The following is a 26,682-nucleotide window of genomic DNA, read 5'->3' on the forward strand; positions in this document are numbered from 1 at the left end:
GTGTAAGTAATATTACACACTTTTATTGCTATATATCAATGTTTTAACAGGATGTTTATGGCATGTAAATTGCTTTTATAATAAATATACATACAATTTAAAGTTTTGCAAAATAGGACTAAGGGGGAATTATTATGAAAAATATTCTACTAGTTTGTTCAGCAGGGATGTCTACAAGTTTATTGGTTACTAAAATGAATACAGCGGCTATAAAGCTTGATGCAAATGTAAAAATAAAAGCTATCCCAGAAGCTGAGTTAAAGACAAATATGGATAGTGCCAATGTAATTTTATTAGGACCTCAAGTTAGATATCTTTTAAAGAAAATAAAACTTGATGCAGAACCTAAAGGAATAAGAGTAGATGTTATAAATAGTATGGATTATGGAACTATGAATGGAGAAAAGGTTTTAAAATACGCATTAAGTTTAATGGAAAAATAAATAGATTTACTAAAAGTTAAAAAAAGGAGAGCGTATTAGTATGGAGGAAATTATACTAAATATTATTACTTATAGTGGAGAGGCTAGAAGTTCTGCAATGGAAGCAATACAATTTGCAAAGAGTGGTAATTTTGATAAAGCTATAGGATTAATGGAAGAGGCTAATAGACAGTTGAGTTTAGCCCATAAGCATCAAACTACATTAATTCAAGAGGAGGCTCAAGGTAAGAAAAAAGAAGTCTCATTACTATTAATACATGCTCAAGATCATCTAATGAATACTTTAACATTAAGGGATCTTGCAAGTGAGCTAATAGACATATATAAAAGACTATAATATTATATATTAGGCTCTAACAGAGATTAAAACTGTTAGAGTTTAATCATTGGTATATAAGGAGTGGTTAAATGAGAAACTTAGGAATATCAATATATCCATCTAATTCTAGTAAAGAAAGAATAAAAGATTATATAAGTACAGCATCTATTTATGGTTATAAAAGAATATTTACATGCTTGATTTCTTCTCAGGAAAACACTGTAGAAGAGACAATAGAAAATTTTAAAGAGATAGTTGAATTTGCTAATAGTAAAAATATGGAAGTGGTTGCAGACGTTGAACCTGATGTATTTAAGAGATTAGGGATATCCTTTAATGATTTGTATATTTTTAAGGAAATGGGATTACATGGTATAAGATTAGATATAGGATTTAGCGGTTTAGAAGAGTCTATAATGTCTTTTAATAAATATGGTATAAAAATTGAATTAAATATGAGTAATGGAACTAAATATATTGATAATATTTTATCTTATAAGGCTAACACGGAAAATATATTAGGGTGTCATAATTTTTATCCTCATGTTTATACAGGGTTAGGTTATGAGCATTTTATTAAGTGTAGCAAACAATTTAAGGACCTAGGAATAAGAACAGCGGCTTTTGTTAATTCTAAAGAAGCTAAATTTGGACCATGGCCTGTAAATGAAGGACTTTGTACTTTAGAAATACATAGAGATTTACCTATAGATGTACAAGCTAAACACTTATTTGCCACTGGTTTAATAGATGATGTTATTATAGCTAATCAGTTTGCATCTGAGGAAGAATTGAAAACTTTAAGTAAAATTAATAAAAATATGCTGGAGTTTAAAGTAGAACTTAATGAAGATATACCAGAACTTGAGAGAAAAATAGTTTTAGAAGAACCCCATTTTAATAGAGGAGATGTATCAGACTATCTTGTAAGATCAACTCAAAGTAGAGTGAAATATAAAGATAGTAAATTTAACCCATTTAATATAGTGGACATAAAAAGAGGGGATATTCTAATAGAATCATCATTATATAAAAGATATGCAGGAGAACTTCAGATTGCTTTAAAGGATATGAAAAATACTGGAAAAACCAATGTTGTGGGAAGAATAGCGGAAGATGAATTATTTTTATTAGATTATATAGAACCTTGGATGAAATTTAGTTTTCTGATATAGTATGCTAATACTAGGAAGATTTATAAACCTTTTAAAATGGTTTATAAATCTTTTTTATTATAACTAATTATTTCGAAGGGTTAAAAATAGACTTAGTTTTCATTATCAAAATAAAAAATGAATATTTTATCTTTTCAGATAATATGGTATAATAATTAAGGGTTACGAAAACTCTTTATTTTATTAAAATTATATAGAATTTGAATTAAAGCCACGAAGGTAGAGTAATACTCTATCTTTTATTTTTTGGGGAGGGGACTATATGAATACCAAATCATTAGTAAAAGCATCTTTATTTTTAGCACTAGGATTAATAGTGCCTTATATTTTTCACATATCTGGTATACCAGGGCAGATATTTTTACCTATGCATATACCAGTTTTGCTATGTGGTTTTATTGTAGGCAAAAGGGAAGGATTAATAGTAGGATTTATAACTCCAGTAATAAGTTCTTTGTTAACAGGTATGCCTCCAATATATCCCGTAGGAATTTCGATGGCTTTTGAGTTAGCTGCTTATGGATGGGTAGCTGGATACATGTACAATAATAAAGAACATAACATTTACTTAGCATTGATAGTAGCTATGCTTTTAGGAAGAGCTGTATCTGGTTTATTGAATTTTTTACTGCTAACTTCTGGAGGAAAGGCATTTGTTTTGTATATGTTTATGGCAAATTCCTTTGTGAAAGCATTTTTAGGAATTTTACTACAACTTATTATAGTACCTTTAATAGTAAAATTAGTTGCAAGAAATAGTAAAGGGGTTAGTATAAATGGATAATAAAGAATTTTTTAATGAACTTGCACCAAGATGGGATAAGATTTCTATTCACGATGAAGATAAGTTAAGAAAAATCATGAGTATGTCTAAAGTTAGAAGTAATTCAAATATCTTAGATGTAGGAACAGGTACAGGTGTTTTGATAAAATATTTTATAGAGACTAGTCCCAAAAAAATAGTTGCTTTAGATATTTCCGAAAATATGTTAGAAATAGCAAAGAAAAAATTTAAAGATAAAAGAATAGAATTTATTATGGATGATATAATGAATTTTAAAGGTGAAAATTTTGATTATATATTTTTGTATTCTGTTTATCCTCATATAGAAAATAAAGATAGATTATTTAATCATTTGTATAATATATTAAGACAAAAAGGAAAAGTTATAATAGCTCATTCTGATAGTAAAGATAAAATAAATGCGATACATTCATCTAATGAAACTGTAAAAAAACATAGATTGGCATCGGCTAAGGATACTTCAAAGTTAATGAGTAATTATTTTTATGTTAATGAAATTATTGATAATAATGAAATGTATTATATATCAGGAATTAAAAAATAGTTTTAGCATTAGGATTACCTAATGCTATTTGTTTTTTCTATGTGGTATATTATTTCATTGATTATCTGTTTGATTTGTAAATTTCTAGTACCAGGTATAAATATTCCATGTTTTTGCAAAGGAATTATGTATTTTGTACATTTTATATCAAAAATACATTTTGATATAGATGAGCTTATTTCTCCGTTTATTCCTCCGTTACATAGTATACCGATAGGACCTATTATTGCATCAATAGTTTTATTTAAAAAAAATGAACATATTGATTCTTCACCAGTTATACCTTCATCTGCACCAGATTTTAGCATATTATTTGTAGCAGTGGAATTAGTACCTAATGCTATTATGTAGATATTATCTTTAAAAGATTTTTTTAATTTCTTTATAATGGTCTGACCAATGCCGGCACCACGACCATCAATAACCGCTATATTCATATAATACCCCCTAAGTCATACATAGTATGTTTAATAATATTATATAATTCTTCATTTATTCTTACTACTCCTTTTTAAAAATAATAAATTAAATACATTATGGTATAATTGACTATAATAAAATGTAGGTTATTTTGAAAAAAGGAGGTGTAAATTATGAATATACAAAATAAGAGATTTTTTTGTTCATGGAGTGGAGGAAAGGATTCCTGCTTGGCATTATATAAGGCTATAAAAGAAGGAGGGAGGCTAGTAGCATTATTTACTATGTTTACAGAGGAGGGAGTACGATCAAGATCACATGGGTTAGATAAAAAAATAATAGAGCAGCAAGCAAAAGTTTTAAAAATTAATTTAATAACTGCGTCTGCATCTTGGAATGATTATGAAGAAGTTTTTTTAAAGGAGCTACTTAATATGAAAGATAAGGGAATAGAAGTAGGAGTATTTGGAGATATAGATTTAGAAAGTAGTAAACAGTGGGTAAATATGATCTGTGATAAGGCTTGTATTAAATCGATGCTCCCATTATGGCAGGAGAAAAGAGAAGAATTAGTAAAAGAATTTATAGACTTAGGCTTTAAAGCTAAAATAGTTTCTTTAAAAAGTAGTGTAATGGATAAAAGTTATCTTGGACAAATTTTGGATAAAAAACTTATGAATGAGTTGAAAGATATAGGTGTTGATCCTTGTGGGGAAAATGGGGAATTTCATACAGTAGTTATAGATGGTCCAATATTTAATAATCCTTTAAATCTAGTGATTAAGGATACTGTTTTAAAAGATGGTTATTGGTTTTTAGATATGGATATTCAGTAGCTTTATGTATTAATATTTAATTATTAATATATACTAGTTAGTACTCTGTATATTATAAGGAGGGAAATAGTGAAAAAACAATTAATTAATCTTATAAAGAGAATTATGGATGATGAAGTGGCAGCATTGGCATCACAATTATCTTATAGTTTATTAATGGCTTTCTTTCCTTTCTTGATATTTTTAATGACTTTGATTGGTTTTAGTTCTATTGACGCAGAGTATATATTAATAGAATTGAAAAGGATATTACCAAACCAAGCATATGAATTAGTATATAATACAGTAATAGAAATATTTGAGACAAAAAATAGTAATCTATTGTCTTTTGGTCTTATATTAGCTATATGGACTTCATCTACAGGATTTAGAAGTGTTATAAAAGGGTTAAATAAAGCTTATGATGAAAAGGAAAAAAGGTCTTATATACGAGTAGTAACTATATCCATAATAAGCACTTTAGGATTAGGTTTTCTGATAATAATAACATTGTTATTACTGGTATTTGGGCAGATATTTGGAGAGTTTATAGTAAAGAAAACTGGTGTTAATATATATTTTTTTAATATTACTTGGAATATTTTAAGATATGCTATTATATTGTTTTCTATGATATTTATTTTTGCTTTAATTTATAGATATACTCCCAGTAAAAAACTTCAATGGGATGAAGTTTTGCCAGGTGCTATATTTACAACTGTAGGATGGATTGTAGCATCCTTAGGATTTGCTTTTTATGTAAATAATTTTGGGAACTATTCTAGATTTTATGGAAGTATAGGGGCTGTGATAGTTCTATTGACTTGGATTTATTTAACTTCCATTATAATCATAACTGGGGGAGAGATAAATGCTTGGTGGGCTCTAGATAGATTATAATAATGTAATGTTTTATTTATACCATATAAAAGTTAATGTACAATGTTTATTATAAATTAAAATCCTTATTGACTACAGACTTTGGTTATGATAAAATTGACTTAAAATTGAATATGCGTTTCTTATCAAGAGCGGTGGAGGGACTGGCCCAATGAAACCCGGCAACCCAAAAGCTATTATAGCTTTTATGGTGCTAAATCCAGCAGGTGGATTACCTGACAGATAAGAATAGAAGGTTACTTCTTGTATTATCTGCAAGAAGTTTTTTATTTTATGTAAAAATATTTATGGGAGGATAGATTGAATGAATAAGAACAAAAATGGGAAAGCAATAGCTTTATTGCCTTTATTAATATTTATAGGACTTTATCTGGGTGTAGCTCTAATTTCAAATGACTTCTATGCTATGCCAGTTAGCGTACCATTTTTAATTTCGGCTATTATTGCATTACTAATGAATAGAAAAGAAACTATAACAAAAAAGGTTAATATATTTTGCAAAGGTGCAGGGGATTCTAATATTATATTAATGTGTATAATTTTTATATTAGCAGGAGCCTTTGCGCAGGTGGCAAAGGATATGGGGGCAGTTGAATCTACAGTGAATTTAGGGCTAACTATATTACCAAGTAACATATTAGTATCTGGAATTTTTATTATAGGCTGTTTTATATCAATATCTATAGGCACTTCTGTAGGAACAATTGTTGCATTATCTCCTATGGCTGTAGGAGTTGCAGAAAAAGTAGGACTACCAGTAGCTCTAGTTATAGGTGCAGTAATTGGAGGAGCTATGTTTGGGGATAATCTTTCAATGATATCAGATACAACTATAGCAGCTACAAGAACCCAAGGGTGTGATTTAAAGGATAAGTTTAAAACCAACTTCTATATAGTAGTTCCGGCAGCAATAATTACCGCTATTATATTTGCAATTATAACTTCAGGTTCTGGTACTATTTTAGAGGGAGAATATAGTTATAATATTGTAAAGGTAATGCCTTATGTTTCAGTACTTATAGCGGCCCTTCTTGGAGTAAATGTTTTGATTGTATTAATTGGAGGTACTGTATTTTCTGGAATAATAGGGATAGCATATGGGTCATTTAGCTTTATAGGTTTTCTTCAATCCATAGCTAAAGGGATAAATGGTATGTCAGAATTAGTTATTATATCCTTGATTGTAGGGGGAACGGTAGAGGTAATTAAATTTAATGGAGGTATAAATTTCTTATTAAATTTTATTACAAGTAGAGTAAAAACAAGAAAAGGTGCTGAATTTGGTATAGCATTACTAGTAGGATTAGTTGACATATGTACTGCAAATAATACTATAGCTATAGTTATGACGGGACCATTAGCAAAGAATATATCAGATCAGTATGGAATAGAACCAGAGAAAACATCTAGTTTATTAGATACATTTTCATGCTTTTCACAAGGAATAATTCCTTATGGAGCACAGTTATTAGCAGCAGCAGGGCTGGCTAATATATCACCATTTGCAATTATGAGGTATTTGTATTATCCATATCTAATGGCTTTATGTGCTATCATAGCTATATTTTTAGGATTACCTAAAATAAAAAAAAGAGTAGATAAAGAAAAACTGGTAAAAGGAGCATAGATTATAAAACCAAATGTGTAAATAATATTTATATATTTGGTTTTTTATTGTGTTATTATTTAAAGGATTTATATGTAATGTGATTTAAGTTATATTAGATTCAATTATTATAACTATAATATGTATGATTTTGGGAAGTTTTCTATCAGTATAGCTTATAGAATAAATATATAGGTTAAATATAAATTTTTTTTATATTTATATATAAATATATAGTCAAATTGGTTAAACTTTCGACAGTGATAAACTTTTTTAATAACATATATTGCCATAAGTGTAATATATGATTAATGAATATTAATATTTAAAGAACTTAATGTCATATTTACAGGAGAATTTCTAAATTCCAATTATCATGAAGTGACACCTTTTTTTAATAATAAGTGTTAAGATAATACTAAAGTTAAGTGTATGGGGGGATAAAGTTATGGTAGTTGTTGAAAATTTGACACGTTATGTAAAAGAGGGAGAAGTCGAATACATTTATTCTTATAGATTGCTTAAAGGCAAGATATCTTTAAATTATGGCGCAGATTCAATAGATGTACAAGCTTACGGCATTGAAATAGAAAGACAGGATAAATTAAATGGCAATGTTTTTAATATTGAAAGAGATAGGGTTAAAAGCATAAGTCCTCAGCGTCATAAGGTACATAATTTATTAAGGCTTATGTATGATAACTCGGTGTCTCCTATCCATTTAATAGAGATACTGGGTGATTATATTGATGAATATATAATAGATTTTGATAATGTAGTAAAAGATATAGCTATAGCGAATAATTAATGAAATAATATTATGGTAAAATAGAGGTGAGAGCCTCTTTTTCTTTTTTATTATATATTTTATTGGAGGTGTGTACATGATAGCAGGAATAGGGACTGATATAGTTGAAATCGAAAGAATAAGAAAAGCTATAAAACGAAATCCTAATTTCATTAAAAAATTATTTACTTTAAAAGAAATAGAATATTTTAAAAGTAGAAATTTTAGTAATGAATTTATTGCAGGAAGATTTGCTGCAAAAGAAGCAGTATCAAAAGCTTTAGGTACCGGTTTTAGAGGTTTTTCAATTAAAGATATTGAAATAGACAGGGATGAATTGGGAAAACCATTAGTAAATTTAGATGAAAACATTGAGAATAGATTTTTTTCAGGGGAATATTACCGTATACATGTAAGTATTTCTCATAGTAGAGATAATGCTATTGCATATGCAATATTGGAGGTAGATAAGGATGAAAATAGGAACTTGTCAGGTGTCTAAAAATATAGATAAATACTGCATAGAAGATTTAAGTATTCCAAGTATTGTATTAATGGAGAATGCAGCCATAAAGATAATTAAAAATATAGATTTGAGCAAATTTAATTCATTTGTGATTATATGCGGCAAGGGAAATAATGGAGGAGATGGATTTGCTGTAGCAAGACATCTACATATTTTAAACAAAAACATAGAAGTTTTTTTAATTGGCGGGGATAATGGGTTAAGTAAGGACTGTGAAATAAATTATAGAATATTAAAAAACATGGGAATAGGGGTAAATAGCATAAGTAATATAGAAGATATATTTAATTTGAGAGAAACTTTAGAAAAGAGTGATATAAGTATTGATGCTTTATTTGGCACAGGACTTACAAGAAAAATAGAGGGAATATATAATGATGTAATATCTGTAATAAATGAAAATAGTAAATATATTATATCTATTGATGTTCCATCTGGTTTTCAGAGTAATACTGGAAAAATATTAGGAAATTGTATTAGGGCAAATAAAACAATTTCATTTGAATTATATAAAAAAGGTTTTTTAGAGTATGGTTCTGACAAATTGTTAGGAGATATTATGATAGAAAAAATAGGGGTACCTGAATTTGTTATTAATAAATTTCATGAAAGAGAATTTATGTTAGATAAGGAACTTGTGAAGAAAAGTATAAGAAGAAGAGATGTATATGGTCATAAGGGTGATTATGGAAGAGTACTAATTATAGCAGGTTCTTGTGGTCTTTCAGGAGCAGCTTATATTTCAACCCAGGCAGCAGTTAGAAGTGGAGCAGGTTTGGTTACATTATGTAGTTATGAAGAAATACAAAATATATTAAGTAATAAACTAATAGAAGCTATGACAATATCATTTAAAGATGGAGATAAACTATTTAATTTATTTAACAATAGTAATGCCATTGCTATAGGACCGGGCTTGGGTAATAATGAAACTACCTTTCAATTAGTTAAGGACACTATACTTAATTCTAATTGCCCTATAATTTTAGATGCAGATGGAATAAATGTATTAAAAAATAATACTGATTTACTTATGAAAAAAAGTAGTGAAATCATTCTAACTCCTCATATAGGAGAAATGTCAAAAATTACAGGGATATCTATAGAATATATAAAAGAACATAGATTAGAAGTGGCAAAAAAATTTGCTAAAAAATATAGTGTTATTGTATTACTTAAAGGGTATAATACAATAATAACTGACGGCGATGAAATGGTTATTAATCCCACTGGGAATAGCTCTATGGCTTCTGGTGGAATGGGAGATTGTTTAACTGGAATTATAGCTTCTTTTATAGCTCAAGGATATACCCCTATGATAGCAGCGTGTATATCTGCATTTATTCATGGATATACCGGAGAAAAGCTGTCTAAAAGAATGTTTTGTGTAAATGCTAGTCATGTATTGGAGGAATTACCTTTCATTATAAAACAAATCCAAAATTTATAAATCTTTATCAGAATATTAATTTTATAACAGGAATAGTATTAATAATAAGCTTATTTTATAGGGGGATTTTTATGAAAAAGAGATTATTAATACTAGCTGTTATTTTTTTTGTGTTTTCGCCTATGTTATATTCTTGCAAACAGGATAATAATAATAGTGAAAAATGTATAGATTTTATAAAAAATATAAAGAGTTATAAGTGCGATGCAGTTATTACTTTATTAAATGATAGACAAAATTTAGAATATAATTGTAAACAGTTTTTTAAAAAAGATCTTGGAGGAAGAATAGATTTAGAAAAGGATAGAATCTTACTATATAAAGATGATAAAATATATATAAACGATAAGAATTCCGGTTTTAAATATACTATAGATAGAGATTTTGATACTATATTTAGGATGAGCCTTGTAGGAGAATATATTCATTTGATGTATACTAATGAAGAGATAAAAAAATCTTTAAAAAATATTGATGGATTAGAATATCAAATAGTGGAACTAGATATACCCGGTATGAATAGAAATATAAGTAGGGGGAAGATGTATATCAATACAAAGGATTGTTTACCTGAAAAATTAATATTATATGATGGTAGTAATAAAGAAAAAGCTACAATTAAGTATAAACAATTCACTGCCAATTTAGAATTGGAAGATAAACTATTTGATGTTGGCAAGAAAGGTGGAGAATAGCTTGTTTAGACATCTAAGACCTGTTTGGGCAGAAATAAATTTAGATAATTTAGCTTATAATATGCAACAAATTAGAAAACTATCTAGAAGTAAGGATATAATAGCAGTAGTAAAAGCTGACGCTTATGGCCACGGGGCTTTAGATATAGTGCCAACACTTTTGGAGAATGGAGCTACACGTCTTGCCGTAGCTGTTATAAATGAAGCAGTGGAGTTAAGAAGAGGAGGAATAACATGTCCTATAATGATTTTAGGATTTACTCCTGAAAGTCTAATAGATAATCTTATAAGATATGATATAGAACAGACTGTTTTTAACTATGATCTAGCTAAAAAAATTTCAGACATGGCAGTAGAAAAACACAAGAGAGCTAAGATACACATAGCATTAGATACTGGCATGGGAAGAATAGGTTTTGCTTCGGATAAAAGAGGGATAGATGAAGTATACAAAATAAGTAAATTGCCCAATATAGTAATAGAGGGATTATTTTCCCATTTTTCTACTGCAGATGAATCGGATAAGGATTATACAATTAAACAATTTGACAAGTTTAATTGGTTTTATAATGAACTGCAAAAAAAGGATGTAAAAGTAAATATCAGACATATTGCTAATAGTGCGGCAATTATAGATTTACCTGAAACTCATTTAGATGCAGTTCGTCCGGGAATAATACTTTATGGATATTATCCATCAAAAGAAGTATGCAAAGATAATCTGGATTTAAAACCAGTAATGACATTAAAAACTAATATTGTACACATAAAAAAATTGCAAAAGGATAATTATATAAGTTATGGTAGGAAATTTAGAACAGATAAAGAAAGTTTGATAGCTACTTTACCAGTAGGATATGCAGATGGATACATTAGAGCTTTATTCAATAAAGCTAAAGTTATTGTAAATGGGAGGTTTGCTCCGGTAGTAGGCAAAGTATGTATGGATCAATGTATGATAGATATTACAGAAATAGGGGAGACAAATATCGGAGATGAGGTTATAATAATGGGGGAGTATAATAATATAAAAATGACAGCAAACGAAATAGCAGATATTTTAGGAACAATAAACTATGAAATTTTGTGTATGATAAGTAAAAGAGTTCCTAGAGTTTATATAAATAAACAAGAAATAATCAAAATAAGAAATTATGTATAAATTTTCAATAAAGTATAGTAATTAACACGGTAAAACCCTTTGACATTATTATAAGAATAGGATTATAATTGTTCTGTATACATATCTTTTGCAAAGGTTAATAGGAGGTATTAATTTTTAATGTCAGATTCAAAAAGATTAGTTGTAAACCTCTCAGAAACACTAAATAATGAATTTAATAAAGCACTAAAAGAAGATTCTAAAAAAAGAAGTGAATTTATTCGTGAAGTTATAATACTATATATTGAGGAGAAAAAAAGGTTAAAAGAATTAGAACAAATGAAAAAAGGTTATATGGAAATGAGCAAAATTAATTTAGAAATTGCAGAGATAGGCTTTGCAAATGACATTAAAGAATTAAAAGAATATGAAGCGAAGCTTTCGGAGTGTGATTGGTCCGATGACAACAATAGTGAAAAGAGGAGATATATTTTATGCTGATTTGAGCCCAGTTGTTGGCTCAGAGCAGGGAGGAATAAGGCCTGTTATTATTATACAGAACGATGTAGGCAATAAATACAGTCCAACTGTTATTGTTGCAGCGATTACTTCCCAGATAAATAAAGCAAAATTGCCAACTCATGTAGAAATATCATCAGAAGAATATGGGCTAAATAAAGATTCAGTAGTTTTACTTGAACAAATAAGAACTTTAGATAAAAGAAGACTAAAAGAGAAAATCGGTCATATGACAAACAGTGATATGAAAAAAGTAGATGATGCACTTTTAATAAGTATAGGATTAAAACAGTAAGGGCTTCTAGCCCTTACTTTTGTATATACTATATATTTAAACTTTATTTAGGAGGGGAAAATATGATAAATAATACAGAAGAACTAAAGAGCATAGCGAAACAAGTAAGAAAAGATATTGTAACTATGCTTACAGAGTCACATTCAGGACATCCTGGTGGATCATTATCAGCAGTGGAAATTTTAGTTACGTTATATTTCCATGAGATGAATGTGAACCCTGAAAATCCTAAGGATTTAAACAGGGATAGATTTGTTCTTTCAAAGGGACATGCGGCACCTGTTTTATACAGTACATTAGCAAGGAAAGGTTTTTTTAATGTAGAGGAGTTAAATACCCTTAGAAAAATAGGTTCAATATTACAAGGACATCCAAATATGAATGAGGTTCCAGGAGTAGACATGTCTACTGGATCATTAGGACAGGGTATATCTGCTGCAGTAGGCATGGCATTAGCAGGAAAAATAGATAAAAAAGATTATAAAGTGTATGCTCTACTTGGAGATGGTGAATTAGAAGAAGGTCAAGTATGGGAAGCGTCTATGGCAGCTGCTCATTATGGGTTAGATAACTTAGTTGCTTTTGTAGACCATAATGGATTACAAATAGATGGGGAATGTAAAAACGTTATGTCACCAGAGCCTGTTTCAGACAAATTTAGAGCATTTAGATGGAATGTTATAGATGTTGATGGTCATGATTTTCAACAATTAATAGATGCTTTACAAGAAGCTAAAAAAGTTAAAAATAAACCTACAGTTATAGTTTGTAAAACTATAAAAGGAAAAGGTGTATCATTTATGGAAAATGAAGCTGGATGGCATGGTACTGCCCCTACCTTAGAACAGTGCGAACAAGCATTAACAGAGATAGGAGGGGAAGAATAATGTCAAATAAGATTGCAACAAGAGAAGCTTATGGAAAGACTTTAGCAAAGATAGGAAAAGAAAACAATAAGATTGTAGTTTTGGATGCGGATTTATCAAAATCAACTAAAACTGCTGATTTTAAAAAAGTATGTCCAGAAAGATTTATAAATATGGGTATAGCTGAAGGAAATATGATGGCTGTAGCGGCAGGAATGGCATCATGTGGGAAAATACCTTTTACTAGTACATTTGCTATTTTTGCAACAGGAAGAGCCTATGAACAAATAAGAAATTCCATATGTTATCCAAAACTAAATGTAAAAGTATGTGCAACCCATGCGGGAATAACTGTGGGAGAGGATGGTGCATCTCATCAGTCAATAGAAGATATTTCTTTAATGAGAAGCATACCAAACATGGTAGTAATTTCACCATCTGATGCAATAGAAACTGAAGCTGCTATAAAAGCAGTTGCAGAATATGATGGACCTTGTTATGTTAGATTAGGTAGATCAAAAGTATCATCAGTAAATGATTTTAGTGATTATAAATTTGAAATAGGAAAAGCAGTTAAACATAGAGAAGGAAAAGATGCTACTATTATTGCTACGGGTATAATGGTTGATGCAGCATTAGAGGCATACAATATACTAGCTGAAGAAGGAATAAAAGTAAAAGTTATAAATATACACACTATAAAACCAATAGACGAAAAGGCTATTGTAGATGCTGCAAGAGAGACTGGGCTTATAATAACGGCAGAGGAACATAGTATAATTGGTGGACTTGGCTCTGCTGTATGCGAGGTAGTATCTGAAAATCATCCTGTACATGTAATTAGAGTAGGAATAAGAGATACTTTTGGTGAGAGTGGGAAACCAGATGAACTTATAAAAGCTTATAAGTTAACTGCTGAAGATATAGTTAAAGAAGTTAAAAGAGGATTGAATTTAAAATAATAATTTTTATATTGCTTTAGAGGTTTTACTTCTAAGGCAATATTTATATACTTATATAAATATAATAGAAGAGAGGAACATAATGAAAAAATATTTTATGGATATACTATATTGTATAAAAATAGCAGTATATATTTTTATAGCAGTATTTTTAATTGGAGCAATGATTGGTTTTATAGTTTCAAAAGGCAATATTTTTAATGCCATAAATTTAGGTTCAAAGTTAAATATGTATTTGTCTTTGTTTGGTTTATTTATATCTGCCATATCTTTTACAAATGAAAAATTTATGAGACCTTTAAACTATGAGGAAACATGGAAAAATTATTTTCATAGATTAAATTTAGCTTTTGTTATATTTATAATATGTATAGTTTTATTGATTTCGTCAGTAATTTTACAAGATATAATATGGGCTTATCTTAATAAATAAATCGAGAGTAAGGTGTTAAAGTGAAGAGATATAAAGAGTATCTGGTTATTACATTTGGAGTACTTTTAGTAGCATTAGCCACTGCAATATTTTTGGCACCAAATAAAATAGCATCTGGTGGAATTGTAGGGTTAGCTATAATAATAAATGATTTTATCCCGGCTTTAAATATAGGAATGCTGTCACTTATTATGAATGCCATATTATTTATTGTAGCATTTATGTTTATAAGTAGTAAATTTGGTGGAAAAACTATTTATGCTAGCTTAATGCTATCTGTATTTTTATGGATATTTGAAAAAGTTATTCCTACTAATTTACTAGTGACTCATGATTTATTTTTGGCATCTTCTTTTGGTACACTTGTATCAGGAATAGGTATGGGGATTGTATTTAACAACAATGCTTCTACTGGTGGTACAGATATATTGGCTAAAATATTTAGTAAATTAACACATGTTGCAATTGGAAAATCTCTTTTAATAGTTGATTTTGCCATAACAGTCTTTTCAGCTATATCTTTTGGCATAGAGATAGGGATGTATTCACTGTTATCTGTTATTTTCACCGGTTTTGTCATAGATGTTATTATAGAAGGAATAAATGTATGTAAGCAAGTTATAGTAGTAAGTGAACAGAATAGTAAAATAAATGATTATGTTATAAATACATTAGAAAGAGGATGTACTATTGTGGAAGGTAAAGGTGGATACACTAAAAATAATGTAGATATATTATATATGGTGTTAAATAGAAGAGAATTTATTAAATTAAAGGAATACATAAGGAAGATAGATAGTAAGGCTTTTATAACTGTTTCAGATGTACATGAAGTTTTAGGAGAAGGATTTAAAAATATAGTAGATGAGGATTAAATAATATAATGATTGAAGTTTGTCGATGTAGTTATACATTGACATTTTTTATATTTAAATTTACATTTAATTGTTATAAAGACACTAATTAATAAGAATTTTATATAAATTAGTTTTCAATTTTTTTATTTGTTATGTTATAATATCAATATCGAATATGTAAATATCAGATAGTAAAGTGGTAATAATTGTATAATAGAGGAGAGGTTCTAATGATAGAATTTAAGAATGTAAGCAAAATTTATAATCATAATATATTTGCATTATCTAATATAAATCTAACAATTGATAGAGGAGAATTTGTATTTTTGGTTGGACCTAGTGGAGCGGGTAAATCTACGTTTATAAAAAGTCTTTTAAAAGAAGTGGACCCCACTAGCGGTAATATTGTTGTAAATGGTACAGATATAACTCAATTAAAACGAAAGGACATACCTTATTATAGAAGAAAAATAGGGGTTGTTTTTCAGGATTTTAGATTAATTCCTAACTTAAATGTTTATGAAAATGTAGCTTTTGCGATGAGAGTGGTACAAGCTCCTATTAAAGAAATAAGAAAAAAAGTACCAATGTTCTTGTCTATGGTAGGATTATCTACAAAATATAAGGCATTTCCTCATGAATTATCTGGAGGAGAGCAACAAAGAGTAGCTTTGGCTAGAGCTATAGTTAACAACCCATCTTTATTAATTGCAGACGAGCCTACAGGTAACTTAGATCCAGAAACATCTATGGAAATAATGGACATATTAAATGATATAAATCATGCTGGAACTACTATACTTATGGCTACTCATGCAAGGAATATAGTGGATAGTATGAGAAAAAGAGTTATAGCTATTGAAAAAGGGGTAGTTGTAAGAGACGAACAAAGGGGTGTTTACGGATATGAAGATTAGTACCATTAAATATTTTATATTAGATTCATTGAAGAGTTTAAAAAGAAATAGGACAATAAGTTTAGCATCAGTTGCAACTGTTGCAGCGACTTTGTTTATTTTAGGTGTATTTTTACTAGCTATGTTGGATGTTAAAGTATTGGTAAAAGATGTAGAATCAAGAGTAGAAATAAGAGTATTTTTAAATAATGATATAACTATAGCCCAAGAAAAAGATTTAGGTAAAAAACTTAAGGGTATGAATGAAGTACAAAGTGTTACATATGAAACTAAAAATCAGGCTATGGATAAATTTAAAGATCAAATAGGAGAAAATAATAAAGCATTAGTGGAGGGTTTAGACAAAGATAACCCACTACCAAACGCATTTGTGGTTAAGGTTAAAACACCAGAAATGGTTGCAAGTGTTGTAAATAACATTAAGGACGCTAAAGGAATTTATGAGATTCAGGACGGAAGAAAAATAGTAGATAAAATTATTGCTATAACTAAAACTATAAAATGGGTAGGTATGGTATTGTTTGCTATCCTTATAGGAGTATCTTTATTCTTAATAGGAAATACTATAAAGATTACTGTTTATTCAAGGAGAAAAGAAATAGGTATAATGAAATATATAGGTGCAACAGATTGGTTTATAAGGTGGCCTTTTATAATTGAAGGTATGATAATTGGTATAGCAGGGTCTATAATAGGATGCATTGCATTATACTATTCATACAATATAGTTTATACTAAGGCGGCATCAAGTTTATTTTTAGGGCAGTTAATCTCCCCGAAATATGTGCTTACAACTATATCATGGGAATTTTTATTGGTAGGACTTTTAATAGGTTCAATAGGTAGTATATTATCCATGAGAAAGTTCCTTGCAGTTTAATAAAAATTTAATATAAATAACAATTTAAGGTGGTTTTATACCACCTTAAATTAATATTAGAACAATTTTATTTTTTAATTAATTATTAACTACACAAATATTTTTTAAATTTATTTTTTTTAATGTTATAATTATCTATGATTTATATAAACATATATATAGAGCTTATATTAAAATAATTACTGATTTATATAAAGGAGTGAAATAAATGGAGAGTGGTAAGAAGAAATGGATTGGTATTACTATATGTATAGTATTAATTACTAATATGCTCACTTTTTTTGGTAGTAATCTTATTTCTTTAAGTGTTCCTAATGGAAAGGTTATAGTAAGTAAACAGGATTATAATAGATTATTAGATTTTTCTAAAATGTTTCAAATAAGAGATGTGCTATATAAAAGTTATGATGGTAAGATAGATGATGCTGCATTGGAAGAGGGAGCAATTAAAGGAATGACAGCAGCATTGAATGATCCATATACTGTATTTATGAATAAAGAAGAATTTGGAGAATTTAATTCCCAAACAGAGGGAAATTATAGTGGAGTAGGATTACAAATACAAGTTAAAGACAATAAAATAGTAGTAGTGGACGTTTTTGAAAACTCTCCTGCTAAAAATGCAGGAATAATACCTAAAGATATAGTAGAGAAGGTTAATGGAACTACAGTAACTGGAAAAGATTCTGAAAAAGCTGTAACTATGATGAAAGGGCAAGAAGGTACTGAGGTTACTGTTACTTTTTTTAGAGAAGGCAAGGGTAGTTTTGATACGATACTAAAAAGGTCTAAGATAGATATGGTTACGGTAAAGGGAGAAATGATAGATAGCAATGTGGCATATATTCAAGTAAGTATGTTTGATGAAAATACATCTAAAAACTTTAAGAAAAAACTAGATAGTTTAAAAACTGAAGGAATGAAGGGATTGATTGTGGATTTAAGAGGAAATCCAGGTGGTGTATTAGATGAATGTGTAAAAATGGCATCTAACTTTATTCCTAAAGGCAAAGTAGTAGTTTCAACTATAGATAAATACAAGTCAGAAAAAAAGTATAAATCAAAAGGTGGAGATTTTATAGGATTACCATTAGTTATATTAACTAATGAGGGATCTGCCAGTGCCTCGGAGGTTTTTTCTGGAGCTTTAAGAGATTACAAATCTGCTACATTAGTGGGAGAAAAAACTTTTGGAAAAGGAGTTGTTCAAACGTTATTTGATACAGGAAGTGGAACAGCTTTAAAGGTTACTATATCAAAATACTATACTCCTAATGGTGAGAACATACATGGAATTGGAATAAAGCCTGATGTGGCAATTGAATATCCAAAAGAATTATTGAAACTACCATATAATAGAAGTACAGATCCTCAATTTATAAAAGCTCTAGGAGTAATAAGAGAAAATATAGAGAGAGGAAAGAAATAAGCATGAATATTATAATTCATACACTTAGGGTTATAGCCTTTGCGTTAACGGAGCCTTATTTTGTTTTATTTTTATTTATACTGGCTGTTATACTTTATAAACAAAATAGAAAAACTTCCGCAATGCAGAGGATGATTATTGGGGAGCAAGTAAACTCCCCTTTTGAATTAACTGTGTCTCAAGTAGTTATGGGGATTTTTGCAGGTGTTATAGCTAGCGTTATCATGACATGTTTAGGAGTAGTATTTTACGAAAATTCTATGATAGAAATTCTTTTTTTAACTTCTATACTTTTAATGGTTTGGAGTCCTAGATTCATGTGTTTTTCTTATTCTGCTGCCATTTTGGGGGGAATAAGTATAATAAATTCATTTATATCAGGAATTTACGGCACCACTGAGGTAGCGTATTTAAAGTTCAATATAACATCACTTATGACTATGGTAGCAGTATTACATTTTGTAGAAGGATTATTAGTAATATTTGATGGAAATAGAGGGTCGGTACCTGTATTTACCAAAAGAGAAGATAAAATAATTGGTGGATTTATAATGAAAAGATATTGGGCGTTGCCTATAGCTATAATTATGCTATATAATATGTCTTCATTAGGAGGAGATGTTACGGGAACAACACCAACACCAAATTGGTGGCCTATTCTAAATGGCACCATATCTACAGATATGCTAAAAAATACTGTACTTTTATTGGTTCCATTTTACGGAGTATTAGGTTATAATAGCGTCACTTTTACTAGAGATAAAACTGGAAAGGTAGTTAATTCAGGTTTATTTATAATTTTATATAGTATTATATTATTTATATTGGCCCAGTTGGCTAACTTGAATATATTCTTTAAAATACTTGTAGTATTGTTTGCACCTATAGGTCATGAAATAATGTTATATATTCAAAGGGTTATGGAAATAAAAAGGAAGCCTAAATATGTAAGCGATGAAGGAATAATGATATTAGATACAGCACCTAGTTCCTATGCTTATGAATTGGGAATTAGAAGTGGAGATTCTATAATACAAATAAATGATGAAGATATAGACACAGATTCCGATGCCATTAATATACTAACTAAAATACATTCTAATATTAAAATAAAATTAAAGAAAAAAAATGGGGAAATCAAAGAAATTATATACAAGTATAGTTGTGATAAACGTAAACTTGGAATGGTTTTTGTGCCTAAGTCCGTTCCAGAAGATAAAACAGTATTAAAATTTACTGAAAATACATTTACTGAAATTTTAAATAAAGTAAAAAATAGGAATAAAGATGGTGAGGAATAAGTTATGAATGATTTTAAAATTCATTCTAAATTTAAGCCTATGGGTGATCAGCCTAAGGCTATAGAGGATATTGTTAAAGGAATAAATAAGGGACAGAAGTTTCAGACTCTCTTAGGAGTAACAGGATCGGGAAAAACATTTACTATGGCAAATATTATAGAGAGAGTAAAGAAACCTACGTTGGTATTGGCTCATAATAAAACACTAGCAGCTCAGTTGTGTTCAGAATTTAGAGAGTTTTTTCCTGAAAGTTGTGTTGAGTATTTTGTTTCATATTATGATTATTATCAACCAGAGGCATATGTACCTCAAACAGATACTTATATTGAAAAAGATGCGTCAATAAACGACGAAATAGATAAATTAAGGCATTCAGCCACATCAGCTTTATTCGAGAGAAGAGATGTAATAATTGTTGCTTCAGTATCCTGTATTTATGGATTAGGAAATCCAGAAGAATACAGAAAACTTACCATATCGTTAAGAGAAGGTATGGGAAAGGACAGGGATGAAGTAATAAAAAAGTTAGTTGAAATACAATATGAAAGAAATGATATAAACTTTGTTAGAGGTACTTTTAGAGTTAGAGGGGATGTTTTAGATATATTCCCTGCTTCTTCAAGTAATAAAGGTATAAGAATAGAGTTTTTTGGAGATGAAATAGATAGAATAAAAGAATTTGATGTATTAACTGGTGAGATAATAGCAACTAGAAAGCATGTAGCTATTTTCCCAGCATCCCATTTTGCCACCTCTTATGAAAGGTTACAGGGGGCTATAGGTAAAATAGAAGGTGAGTTAGAACTAAGGGTTAAAGAATTAACTATGGAAGATAAAATTTTAGAAGCTCAAAGATTAAAGCAAAGAACTAATTTTGATATAGAGATGATGAGGGAGGTTGGATATTGTAGTGGTATAGAAAATTATTCTAGAATTCTAGATGGAAGGGATCCGGAAACTCCACCTAAAACTCTCATGGACTACTTTCCGGATGACTTTTTATTATTTATAGATGAAAGCCATGTTACTTTGCCACAAGTTAGAGCTATGTATGCTGGAGATAGATCTAGAAAAACCACTTTGATAGATTATGGGTTTAGACTAACTTCTGCATTTGACAATAGACCATTAAAATTTAATGAATTTGAATCTAAACTTAACCAGGTTGTATTTGTTAGTGCTACTCCAGGTCAGTATGAATTAGAACATTCTGAAAATGTTGTAGAACAAATAATAAGACCTACTGGGTTGTTAGATCCAGAAATTGTAATTAGTCCTGTTAAGGGCCAAATTGATGATTTATATTCCAGAATACGAAAAACTATAGATAAAGGTTTTAGAATACTTGTTACTACACTTACAAAAAAAATGGCAGAAGATTTAACACAGTATTTTAAAGAAATGGGTATAAAAACAAATTATTTACATTCGGACATTGATACAATAGAAAGAATGAAAATAATTAGAGACTTAAGAAAAGGTGAATATGATGTATTAGTTGGAATTAACCTTTTAAGAGAAGGTCTTGATATACCAGAAGTAGCACTAGTTGCTATTTTGGATGCAGATAAGGAAGGATTTCTAAGATCCGATAGGTCTTTAATCCAAATAATAGGAAGAGCAGCAAGAAATTCTGAGAGTAAAGTAATTATGTATGCAGATAATATAACCAAATCTATGGATAGAGCCATGAAGGAAACTAATAGAAGAAGAAGTATACAAATGGAATATAACAAGAAAAATAATGTGGTTCCAACAACTATAATTAAAGATATAAGGGATGTTATAGAAATAACTAATGTTGCAGAAGAAAAGGTAGATTATAATAGTTTAGAAGAGGCTATTAAGGCTAATAATGATAACATAGAATTATTAATAAAAAATTATGAAGAGGAAATGAAACAAGCAGCATCCAGCTTGCAGTTTGAGAGGGCGGCAGAAATTAGAGATATAATTTTTAAGTTGAAAAAGAAAAAGAAAGGCTATTAGTATTGATAAACTAAGGAGAGTGTGGTAAATAAACTATGATAGATAAAATAGTGATAAAAGGAGCTAAAGTACATAATTTAAAAAATGTAGATCTTGAAATACCAAGAGAAAAGTTTATAGTCTTCACAGGATTATCAGGATCTGGTAAATCATCTTTAGCATTTGATACCTTATATGCGGAAGGACAAAGAAGATATGTAGAATCTCTTTCTGCATATGCAAGGCAATTCTTGGGACAAATGAATAAACCTGACGTAGAGTATATAGAAGGACTATCTCCTGCTATATCTATCGACCAAAAAACCACTAGTAGAAACCCACGTTCAACAGTAGGAACGGTAACAGAAATTTATGATTATCTAAGGCTTTTATACTCAAAGATTGGTAAGCCTCATTGTCCTAAATGCGGAAAGGAAATACGACAACAAACTGTAGATGAAATGGTAGATAAAATTTTAGAATTACCTGAAAGAAATAGGATCCAAGTGTTAGCGCCTATAATAAGAGGAAGAAAAGGTGAACATGTAAAGGTATTAGAAAGTATTAAAAAGAGTGGGTATATAAGAGCGAGAATTGATGGAGTTACAATAGATTTAGAAGAAGAATATATAAAATTAGAAAAAAATAAAAAGCACGCTATTGAAGCGGTAATTGATAGACTGATAATTAAACCTGATATAAAAAGTAGATTAGCTGATTCTATAGAAACAGCCTTAAAATTATCTGATGGTATAGTTATTATTAATATATTAGATAAAGAGGATATATTATTTAGTGAAAATTTTGCATGTCCTGATTGTAATGTAAGTCTAAGTGAAATTTCTGCTAGAATGTTCTCTTTTAATTCACCATTTGGGAAATGTGATAAATGTGATGGTCTGGGAACCTTACTTGAAATAGATGAAAATTTATTAATACCAGATAAGAGTAAAAGTATATTACAGGGTGCAATATTACCCTGGGCTAATGCTGTGTTAAAAGAAGATTCTTGGACATATAGTATACTTAAATCTTTATCAAAACAATTTCATTTTGATTTATCTTCCCCAGTAGAAAATTTAGATAAAGACATAGTAAAAATATTATTATATGGACTTAATGGGGAAAAAATTAAGGTAAAATATGAAAAAGATAATGGAGTTATGGAGTTTAATCATGCTTTCGAAGGAATAATAAATAGTTTAAGACGAAGATATTTTGAAACCAACTCTGATTATATAAAAGATGATATAGAAAGGTATATGAGTAATAATTCTTGTCCAAAATGCAAAGGTGCTAGATTAAAAGAGGAGGCTTTAGCTGTAACTGTTGGAGGTAAGAGTATATTTGATTTTTGCACTTTATCCATAAAAGATGAATTGAAATTTTTAAATGAATTAATTTTATCAGAAAAGGATAGCATAATTAGCAATCAAATTCTCAAAGAAATTAAAAGTAGATTAAATTTTTTAATAGATGTGGGGTTAGATTATCTAAACTTAGCTAGGACTGCAGGCACTCTATCTGGAGGAGAAGCACAAAGAATAAGACTTGCTACTCAAATAGGTTCAAGTCTTGTTGGAGTATTATACATACTAGATGAGCCTAGCATAGGCTTACATCAAAGGGACAATGATAGGTTAATAGAGACATTAAAGCATTTAAGAGATTTAGGAAATACACTAATTGTAGTAGAACATGATGAGGATACGATAAAATCAGCAGATTTTGTTGTAGATATAGGTCCTGGTGCGGGAGAACATGGAGGAGAAATAGTTGCATCTGGTACTTTAGAGAAAATAGTTAAAAATAAAAAATCAATAACAGCGCAATATTTGTGTGGTATAAAGAGGGTAGAAATACCAGAGAAAAGAAGAACTTCTACGGATAAGATTATAAAGGTAAAGGGGGCTAGGGAAAATAACTTAAAAAATATAGATGTTGATTTTCCTATAGGATTATTTACATGTGTTACAGGAGTCTCTGGGTCAGGTAAAAGTACCTTAGTTAATGAAATATTATATAAAGGTTTAAATAAAAAGCTAAATAATGTTAAAGATAATCCAGGAGTGCATAAAGTCATATTAGGAGTAGAACATATAGAAAAAATTATAAATATAGATCAAAGTCCAATAGGAAGAACTCCAAGATCTAATCCAGCTACTTACACAGGAGTATTTGATATAATAAGAGAGGTCTTTACAAATACTTCTGAATCAAAAATGAGGGGATATAAACCTGGAAGATTTAGCTTTAATGTAAAGGGTGGAAGATGTGAGGCCTGTAAAGGCGATGGAATAATAAAGATAGAAATGCAATTTTTATCTGACGTTTATGTACCTTGTGAAGTATGTAAAGGTAAAAGGTATAATAGAGAAACTTTAGAAGTAAAATATAAAGGTAAAACTATAGATGATGTCCTTAATATGACTGTGGAGGAAGCATTGATTTTTTTTGAAAATATACCTAGGATAAAAAATAAACTTCAAACTTTAATGGATGTTGGACTAAGTTATATAAAATTAGGGCAACCATCAACCCAATTATCCGGAGGAGAGGCACAAAGAATAAAACTTGCATATGAACTATCCAAAAGGAGTAATGGTAAAACTTTATATATCTTAGATGAACCAACAACAGGTCTTCATGTTGATGATGTTAATAGACTAATATCTATAATACAAAGGCTTGTGCATCAGGGGAATACAGCCGTTGTTATTGAACATAATTTAGATGTTATAAAGTGTGCAGATTATATTATAGATTTAGGGCCCGAAGGTGGAGAGAAGGGTGGAACAGTAATAGCAAAAGGAACCCCAGAAGAAATAGGTAATAATGGAAATTCATATACAGGACATTATTTAAAAAAGATGTTATAATTTATCTTGGACTAGCATGGAAAAGCGATAAATGCTAGTCCTTTAATATAAGTATTGTTAATGTTAATTTTTGTATGGCTTCTATTATATAAAGATAGAGAAGGTGATTTTTATGTTAAATAAATTAAGCCCAATATTCACAGTTATGATAATAGCAATAGTTTATGTAATAATATTTACTGCACTTAGAATCATGAATAAGGATATTAAGTCCGGTACTAAAAGAAGGAATAAGAGAAGATTAGTGGGGTTAGAAATAGTGGAACCTGGTAATAGTATAAATTTGAAAAGAGGGGGAGTTATTCCTATTCAAGGGGAAATAACAATAGGAAGAAGAAATGGGAATACATTTGTACTTGATGACCCATATGTTTCAGGACATCATGCACGGGTGTATATAAGAAATAATGAATATATATTAGAAGACTTAGGTAGTACCAATGGAACTTTAGTTAATCAGGTAAAAATACATGGGAAAAAACATCTAAAAAGTGGTGAAATAATTAAAATAGGGAATACGGTTTTAAAATTTATAGGATAATTATGTTAGAAAATATTTATAAAAAGTTAGGTGGTGACTAGGCAGTGGACACTAGTAGAGATGAAAAAAAACTCTTAAGATATACTTATTTATTGTGCATAATAGGATTTCTCAATTTAGCAATACTAAAAGATCCTTTTGATAAAGGTGCAATGATTATGTGTTTAATTACTTGTGTACTTATAGGATATTCTTATTTTGTTATAAGAAAGTTTTTTTCAGATGGGGATAAATTTATATTTATTTTCTCTAGTATATTAGCGGTAATTGGGATAATTGTTTTATATAGAATAGACACGGCTATAGCTGTAAAACAGATTATATGGTTTGCAATAGGAGTAACTGGTTTTATATTAATTGTAGTGTTATTCCCTGATTTTAAAAAATTTTGTAAATTTAAATATTTATTATTAGGTTGTACAATAGTTCTTATGAGTTTAGGAACATTATTTGCACCTAAAATATATGGATCTAGAAACTGGATTAGCATAGGAGGGTTTTTATTCCAGCCTTCGGAGTTTGGGAAGCTATTTTTTGTTATATATTTAGCAGCAGCTCTTAAGGACTATAAGACTTTCAAGGATCTTATTGAACCAGGCGTAGTTGTTATGATTTCTTTAGGATTCATGGTATTACAAAAAGATTTAGGAAGTGCCCTTATTTTCTTTGGTATATCAATTACCATGTTATACATAGCAACATCTAAATTTAAATACATAATAGTATGTTTTTTATTATTTGGAGTAGGAGCTGCAATTAGTTACAAGTTATTTGATCACGTAAGGTTGAGGGTTTTAATATGGCAGAATCCATGGCCTTATGCTACGGATAAAAGCTATCAGGTTGTACAATCATTATTAGCAATTGCATCTGGTGGTCTTACAGGTAGTGGTTTGGGAAAAGGGTATCCTTCATATATACCAGCAAGAACTACAGATTTTATTTTTTCTGTAATATGTGAGGAATTAGGAATATTAATGGGATTTGCTATAATTTTATTGTACTTTCTGTTGTTTTATAGATGTATGAGGGCAGCAATATATGCAGAAGATAATTTTTTAAGGTTAATTACAGTTGGATACAGTGCTATGATAGCTTGTCAGGTTTTGGTAATAATTGGGGGAATTATTAATGTAATTCCTTTAACAGGTATAACTCTTCCAATGGTAAGTCAAGGTGGAAGTTCTATGCTTAGTACATTTTTTGCTCTTGGAGTAATTCAGAAAATATCAGAAGAGGGTAGATAAA

At 29.2% G+C, this 26,682-nt stretch carries 28 protein-coding genes and 1 riboswitch; of the genes, 27 read left to right on the top strand and 1 reads right to left on the bottom strand.

From position 1 onward, the window contains the following. Positions 1–134 precede the first annotated feature (134 nt). The 5 genes from EJL03_RS10775 to EJL03_RS10795 all read left to right on the top strand — a co-directional run bounded on the left by EJL03_RS10775 (position 135) and on the right by EJL03_RS10795 (position 3,286). A complete protein-coding gene (locus EJL03_RS10775) occupies positions 135–443 on the top strand; it encodes a PTS sugar transporter subunit IIB (protein WP_125153985.1) in 309 nt (102 codons plus the stop codon). Positions 444–483: 40 nt separating this feature from the next. Further along, on the top strand, positions 484–780 hold the full coding sequence (locus EJL03_RS10780; protein WP_125153986.1) for a PTS sugar transporter subunit IIA: 297 nt from the start codon (positions 484–486) through the stop codon (positions 778–780). 71 nt (positions 781–851) lie between these two features. Beyond that, entirely contained in the window at positions 852–1,937 is a 1,086-nt protein-coding gene (locus tag EJL03_RS10785) for a DUF871 domain-containing protein (protein WP_125153987.1), read from the top strand. 262 nt (positions 1,938–2,199) lie between these two features. Further along, positions 2,200–2,721, top strand: a complete 522-nt coding sequence (locus EJL03_RS10790) for an ECF transporter S component (RefSeq protein ID WP_125153988.1) — start codon at positions 2,200–2,202, stop codon at positions 2,719–2,721. After that, positions 2,714–3,286 (top strand): class I SAM-dependent methyltransferase, encoded by a 573-nt coding sequence (locus EJL03_RS10795; RefSeq protein WP_125153989.1) that lies wholly within the window; start codon positions 2,714–2,716, stop codon positions 3,284–3,286. Before EJL03_RS10790 ends, EJL03_RS10795 begins: the two co-directional genes overlap by 8 nt. Positions 3,287–3,300: 14 nt before the next feature. Here the strand turns inward: EJL03_RS10795 and EJL03_RS10800 are convergent, their stop codons facing one another. Then, positions 3,301–3,723 carry a DUF3842 family protein gene (locus EJL03_RS10800; RefSeq protein ID WP_125153990.1) on the bottom strand — a complete coding sequence of 141 codons (423 nt, stop codon included), beginning with the start codon at positions 3,721–3,723 and terminating at the stop codon, positions 3,301–3,303. A gap of 156 nt (positions 3,724–3,879) precedes the next feature. On the opposite strand from EJL03_RS10800, the gene EJL03_RS10805 reads away from it, so the two are divergent. The 22 genes from EJL03_RS10805 to EJL03_RS10910 all read left to right on the top strand — a co-directional run bounded on the left by EJL03_RS10805 (position 3,880) and on the right by EJL03_RS10910 (position 26,681). Further along, complete coding sequence (locus tag EJL03_RS10805; RefSeq protein ID WP_206427363.1) at positions 3,880–4,542, top strand: Dph6-related ATP pyrophosphatase; 663 nt, start codon at positions 3,880–3,882, stop codon at positions 4,540–4,542. A gap of 69 nt (positions 4,543–4,611) precedes the next feature. Beyond that, a complete protein-coding gene (locus EJL03_RS10810) occupies positions 4,612–5,421 on the top strand; it encodes a YihY/virulence factor BrkB family protein (RefSeq protein ID WP_279222077.1) in 810 nt (269 codons plus the stop codon). Positions 5,422–5,540: 119 nt separating this feature from the next. Next, positions 5,541–5,650, top strand: a riboswitch (SAM riboswitch). Between the two features lie 75 nt (positions 5,651–5,725). Then, a complete protein-coding gene (locus tag EJL03_RS10815; RefSeq protein ID WP_125153992.1) occupies positions 5,726–7,048 on the top strand; it encodes a Na+/H+ antiporter NhaC family protein in 1,323 nt (440 codons plus the stop codon). 427 nt (positions 7,049–7,475) lie between these two features. After that, the gene (locus EJL03_RS10820) at positions 7,476–7,835 is read left to right on the top strand and encodes a DUF6514 family protein (RefSeq protein ID WP_125153993.1); all 360 of its coding nucleotides are present in this window, start codon (positions 7,476–7,478) and stop codon (positions 7,833–7,835) included. 76 nt (positions 7,836–7,911) lie between these two features. Continuing rightward, positions 7,912–8,316, top strand: coding sequence for a holo-ACP synthase (acpS, locus tag EJL03_RS10825; protein ID WP_125153994.1), 405 nt, complete (start codon positions 7,912–7,914; stop codon positions 8,314–8,316). Beyond that, positions 8,288–9,790 carry an NAD(P)H-hydrate dehydratase gene (locus EJL03_RS10830; RefSeq protein WP_125153995.1) on the top strand — a complete coding sequence of 501 codons (1,503 nt, stop codon included), beginning with the start codon at positions 8,288–8,290 and terminating at the stop codon, positions 9,788–9,790. Before acpS ends, EJL03_RS10830 begins: the two co-directional genes overlap by 29 nt. Before the next feature lie 71 nt (positions 9,791–9,861). Beyond that, positions 9,862–10,485 carry a germination lipoprotein GerS-related protein gene (locus tag EJL03_RS10835; RefSeq protein ID WP_125153996.1) on the top strand — a complete coding sequence of 208 codons (624 nt, stop codon included), beginning with the start codon at positions 9,862–9,864 and terminating at the stop codon, positions 10,483–10,485. Between the two features lies 1 nt (position 10,486). Then, positions 10,487–11,647: an alanine racemase gene (gene alr / locus EJL03_RS10840; RefSeq protein ID WP_125153997.1), complete on the top strand. Its 1,161-nt coding sequence runs from the start codon at positions 10,487–10,489 to the stop codon at positions 11,645–11,647. Between the two features lie 120 nt (positions 11,648–11,767). After that, positions 11,768–12,088: a CopG family ribbon-helix-helix protein gene (locus EJL03_RS10845; protein WP_125153998.1), complete on the top strand. Its 321-nt coding sequence runs from the start codon at positions 11,768–11,770 to the stop codon at positions 12,086–12,088. Next, the gene (locus EJL03_RS10850; RefSeq protein WP_125153999.1) at positions 12,048–12,401 is read left to right on the top strand and encodes a type II toxin-antitoxin system PemK/MazF family toxin; all 354 of its coding nucleotides are present in this window, start codon (positions 12,048–12,050) and stop codon (positions 12,399–12,401) included. Before EJL03_RS10845 ends, EJL03_RS10850 begins: the two co-directional genes overlap by 41 nt. Positions 12,402–12,463: 62 nt before the next feature. Then, a complete protein-coding gene (locus tag EJL03_RS10855) occupies positions 12,464–13,288 on the top strand; it encodes a transketolase (RefSeq protein ID WP_125154000.1) in 825 nt (274 codons plus the stop codon). After that, positions 13,288–14,229 carry a transketolase family protein gene (locus EJL03_RS10860; RefSeq protein WP_125154001.1) on the top strand — a complete coding sequence of 314 codons (942 nt, stop codon included), beginning with the start codon at positions 13,288–13,290 and terminating at the stop codon, positions 14,227–14,229. The genes EJL03_RS10855 and EJL03_RS10860 overlap by 1 nt, the downstream gene beginning before the upstream one ends. 82 nt (positions 14,230–14,311) lie before the next feature. Continuing rightward, on the top strand, positions 14,312–14,662 hold the full coding sequence (locus EJL03_RS10865; protein WP_125154002.1) for a hypothetical protein: 351 nt from the start codon (positions 14,312–14,314) through the stop codon (positions 14,660–14,662). A 20-nt stretch (positions 14,663–14,682) separates the two neighbouring features. After that, positions 14,683–15,537 carry a YitT family protein gene (locus tag EJL03_RS10870; RefSeq protein ID WP_125154003.1) on the top strand — a complete coding sequence of 285 codons (855 nt, stop codon included), beginning with the start codon at positions 14,683–14,685 and terminating at the stop codon, positions 15,535–15,537. Positions 15,538–15,749: 212 nt separating this feature from the next. Beyond that, a complete protein-coding gene (ftsE, locus tag EJL03_RS10875) occupies positions 15,750–16,436 on the top strand; it encodes a cell division ATP-binding protein FtsE (RefSeq protein WP_125154004.1) in 687 nt (228 codons plus the stop codon). After that, positions 16,426–17,316: a permease-like cell division protein FtsX gene (ftsX, locus tag EJL03_RS10880; RefSeq protein ID WP_125154005.1), complete on the top strand. Its 891-nt coding sequence runs from the start codon at positions 16,426–16,428 to the stop codon at positions 17,314–17,316. Before ftsE ends, ftsX begins: the two co-directional genes overlap by 11 nt. Positions 17,317–17,524: 208 nt before the next feature. Further along, the gene (locus EJL03_RS10885) at positions 17,525–18,745 is read left to right on the top strand and encodes a S41 family peptidase (RefSeq protein WP_125154006.1); all 1,221 of its coding nucleotides are present in this window, start codon (positions 17,525–17,527) and stop codon (positions 18,743–18,745) included. 2 nt (positions 18,746–18,747) lie between these two features. Then, positions 18,748–20,046, top strand: coding sequence for a PDZ domain-containing protein (locus EJL03_RS10890; RefSeq protein WP_125154007.1), 1,299 nt, complete (start codon positions 18,748–18,750; stop codon positions 20,044–20,046). Positions 20,047–20,049: 3 nt separating this feature from the next. Then, the gene (uvrB, locus tag EJL03_RS10895) at positions 20,050–22,035 is read left to right on the top strand and encodes an excinuclease ABC subunit UvrB (RefSeq protein ID WP_125154008.1); all 1,986 of its coding nucleotides are present in this window, start codon (positions 20,050–20,052) and stop codon (positions 22,033–22,035) included. 35 nt (positions 22,036–22,070) lie between these two features. Then, complete coding sequence (uvrA, locus tag EJL03_RS10900; protein WP_125154009.1) at positions 22,071–24,893, top strand: excinuclease ABC subunit UvrA; 2,823 nt, start codon at positions 22,071–22,073, stop codon at positions 24,891–24,893. Between the two features lie 112 nt (positions 24,894–25,005). Then, on the top strand, positions 25,006–25,434 hold the full coding sequence (locus EJL03_RS10905) for an FHA domain-containing protein (RefSeq protein WP_125154010.1): 429 nt from the start codon (positions 25,006–25,008) through the stop codon (positions 25,432–25,434). Between the two features lie 44 nt (positions 25,435–25,478). Further along, positions 25,479–26,681 (top strand): FtsW/RodA/SpoVE family cell cycle protein, encoded by a 1,203-nt coding sequence (locus tag EJL03_RS10910; protein ID WP_125154011.1) that lies wholly within the window; start codon positions 25,479–25,481, stop codon positions 26,679–26,681. The last annotated feature ends 1 nt before the right edge of the window (position 26,682 follow it).

This window comes from Clostridium rectalis (assembly GCF_900626095.1).
GTDB lineage: Bacteria > Bacillota > Clostridia > Clostridiales > Clostridiaceae > Clostridium_AS > Clostridium_AS rectalis.

Bases quoted from the DNA above. Each gene is read 5' to 3' on its own strand.
- EJL03_RS10775 (WP_125153985.1), top strand. From the start codon at position 135: ATGAAAAATATTCTACTAGTTTGTTCAGCAGGGATGTCTACAAGTTTA.
- EJL03_RS10780 (WP_125153986.1), top strand. From the start codon at position 484: ATGGAGGAAATTATACTAAATATTATTACTTATAGTGGAGAGGCTAGA.
- EJL03_RS10785 (WP_125153987.1), top strand. From the start codon at position 852: ATGAGAAACTTAGGAATATCAATATATCCATCTAATTCTAGTAAAGAA.
- EJL03_RS10790 (WP_125153988.1), top strand. From the start codon at position 2,200: ATGAATACCAAATCATTAGTAAAAGCATCTTTATTTTTAGCACTAGGA.
- EJL03_RS10795 (WP_125153989.1), top strand. From the start codon at position 2,714: ATGGATAATAAAGAATTTTTTAATGAACTTGCACCAAGATGGGATAAG.
- EJL03_RS10800 (WP_125153990.1), bottom strand. From the start codon at position 3,723: ATGAATATAGCGGTTATTGATGGTCGTGGTGCCGGCATTGGTCAGACC.
- EJL03_RS10805 (WP_206427363.1), top strand. From the start codon at position 3,880: ATGAATATACAAAATAAGAGATTTTTTTGTTCATGGAGTGGAGGAAAG.
- EJL03_RS10815 (WP_125153992.1), top strand. From the start codon at position 5,726: ATGAATAAGAACAAAAATGGGAAAGCAATAGCTTTATTGCCTTTATTA.
- EJL03_RS10820 (WP_125153993.1), top strand. From the start codon at position 7,476: ATGGTAGTTGTTGAAAATTTGACACGTTATGTAAAAGAGGGAGAAGTC.
- acpS (WP_125153994.1), top strand. From the start codon at position 7,912: ATGATAGCAGGAATAGGGACTGATATAGTTGAAATCGAAAGAATAAGA.
- EJL03_RS10830 (WP_125153995.1), top strand. From the start codon at position 8,288: ATGAAAATAGGAACTTGTCAGGTGTCTAAAAATATAGATAAATACTGC.
- EJL03_RS10835 (WP_125153996.1), top strand. From the start codon at position 9,862: ATGAAAAAGAGATTATTAATACTAGCTGTTATTTTTTTTGTGTTTTCG.
- EJL03_RS10845 (WP_125153998.1), top strand. From the start codon at position 11,768: ATGTCAGATTCAAAAAGATTAGTTGTAAACCTCTCAGAAACACTAAAT.
- EJL03_RS10850 (WP_125153999.1), top strand. From the start codon at position 12,048: ATGACAACAATAGTGAAAAGAGGAGATATATTTTATGCTGATTTGAGC.
- EJL03_RS10855 (WP_125154000.1), top strand. From the start codon at position 12,464: ATGATAAATAATACAGAAGAACTAAAGAGCATAGCGAAACAAGTAAGA.
- EJL03_RS10860 (WP_125154001.1), top strand. From the start codon at position 13,288: ATGTCAAATAAGATTGCAACAAGAGAAGCTTATGGAAAGACTTTAGCA.
- EJL03_RS10865 (WP_125154002.1), top strand. From the start codon at position 14,312: ATGAAAAAATATTTTATGGATATACTATATTGTATAAAAATAGCAGTA.
- ftsE (WP_125154004.1), top strand. From the start codon at position 15,750: ATGATAGAATTTAAGAATGTAAGCAAAATTTATAATCATAATATATTT.
- ftsX (WP_125154005.1), top strand. From the start codon at position 16,426: ATGAAGATTAGTACCATTAAATATTTTATATTAGATTCATTGAAGAGT.
- EJL03_RS10885 (WP_125154006.1), top strand. From the start codon at position 17,525: ATGGAGAGTGGTAAGAAGAAATGGATTGGTATTACTATATGTATAGTA.
- EJL03_RS10890 (WP_125154007.1), top strand. From the start codon at position 18,748: ATGAATATTATAATTCATACACTTAGGGTTATAGCCTTTGCGTTAACG.
- uvrB (WP_125154008.1), top strand. From the start codon at position 20,050: ATGAATGATTTTAAAATTCATTCTAAATTTAAGCCTATGGGTGATCAG.
- uvrA (WP_125154009.1), top strand. From the start codon at position 22,071: ATGATAGATAAAATAGTGATAAAAGGAGCTAAAGTACATAATTTAAAA.
- EJL03_RS10905 (WP_125154010.1), top strand. From the start codon at position 25,006: ATGTTAAATAAATTAAGCCCAATATTCACAGTTATGATAATAGCAATA.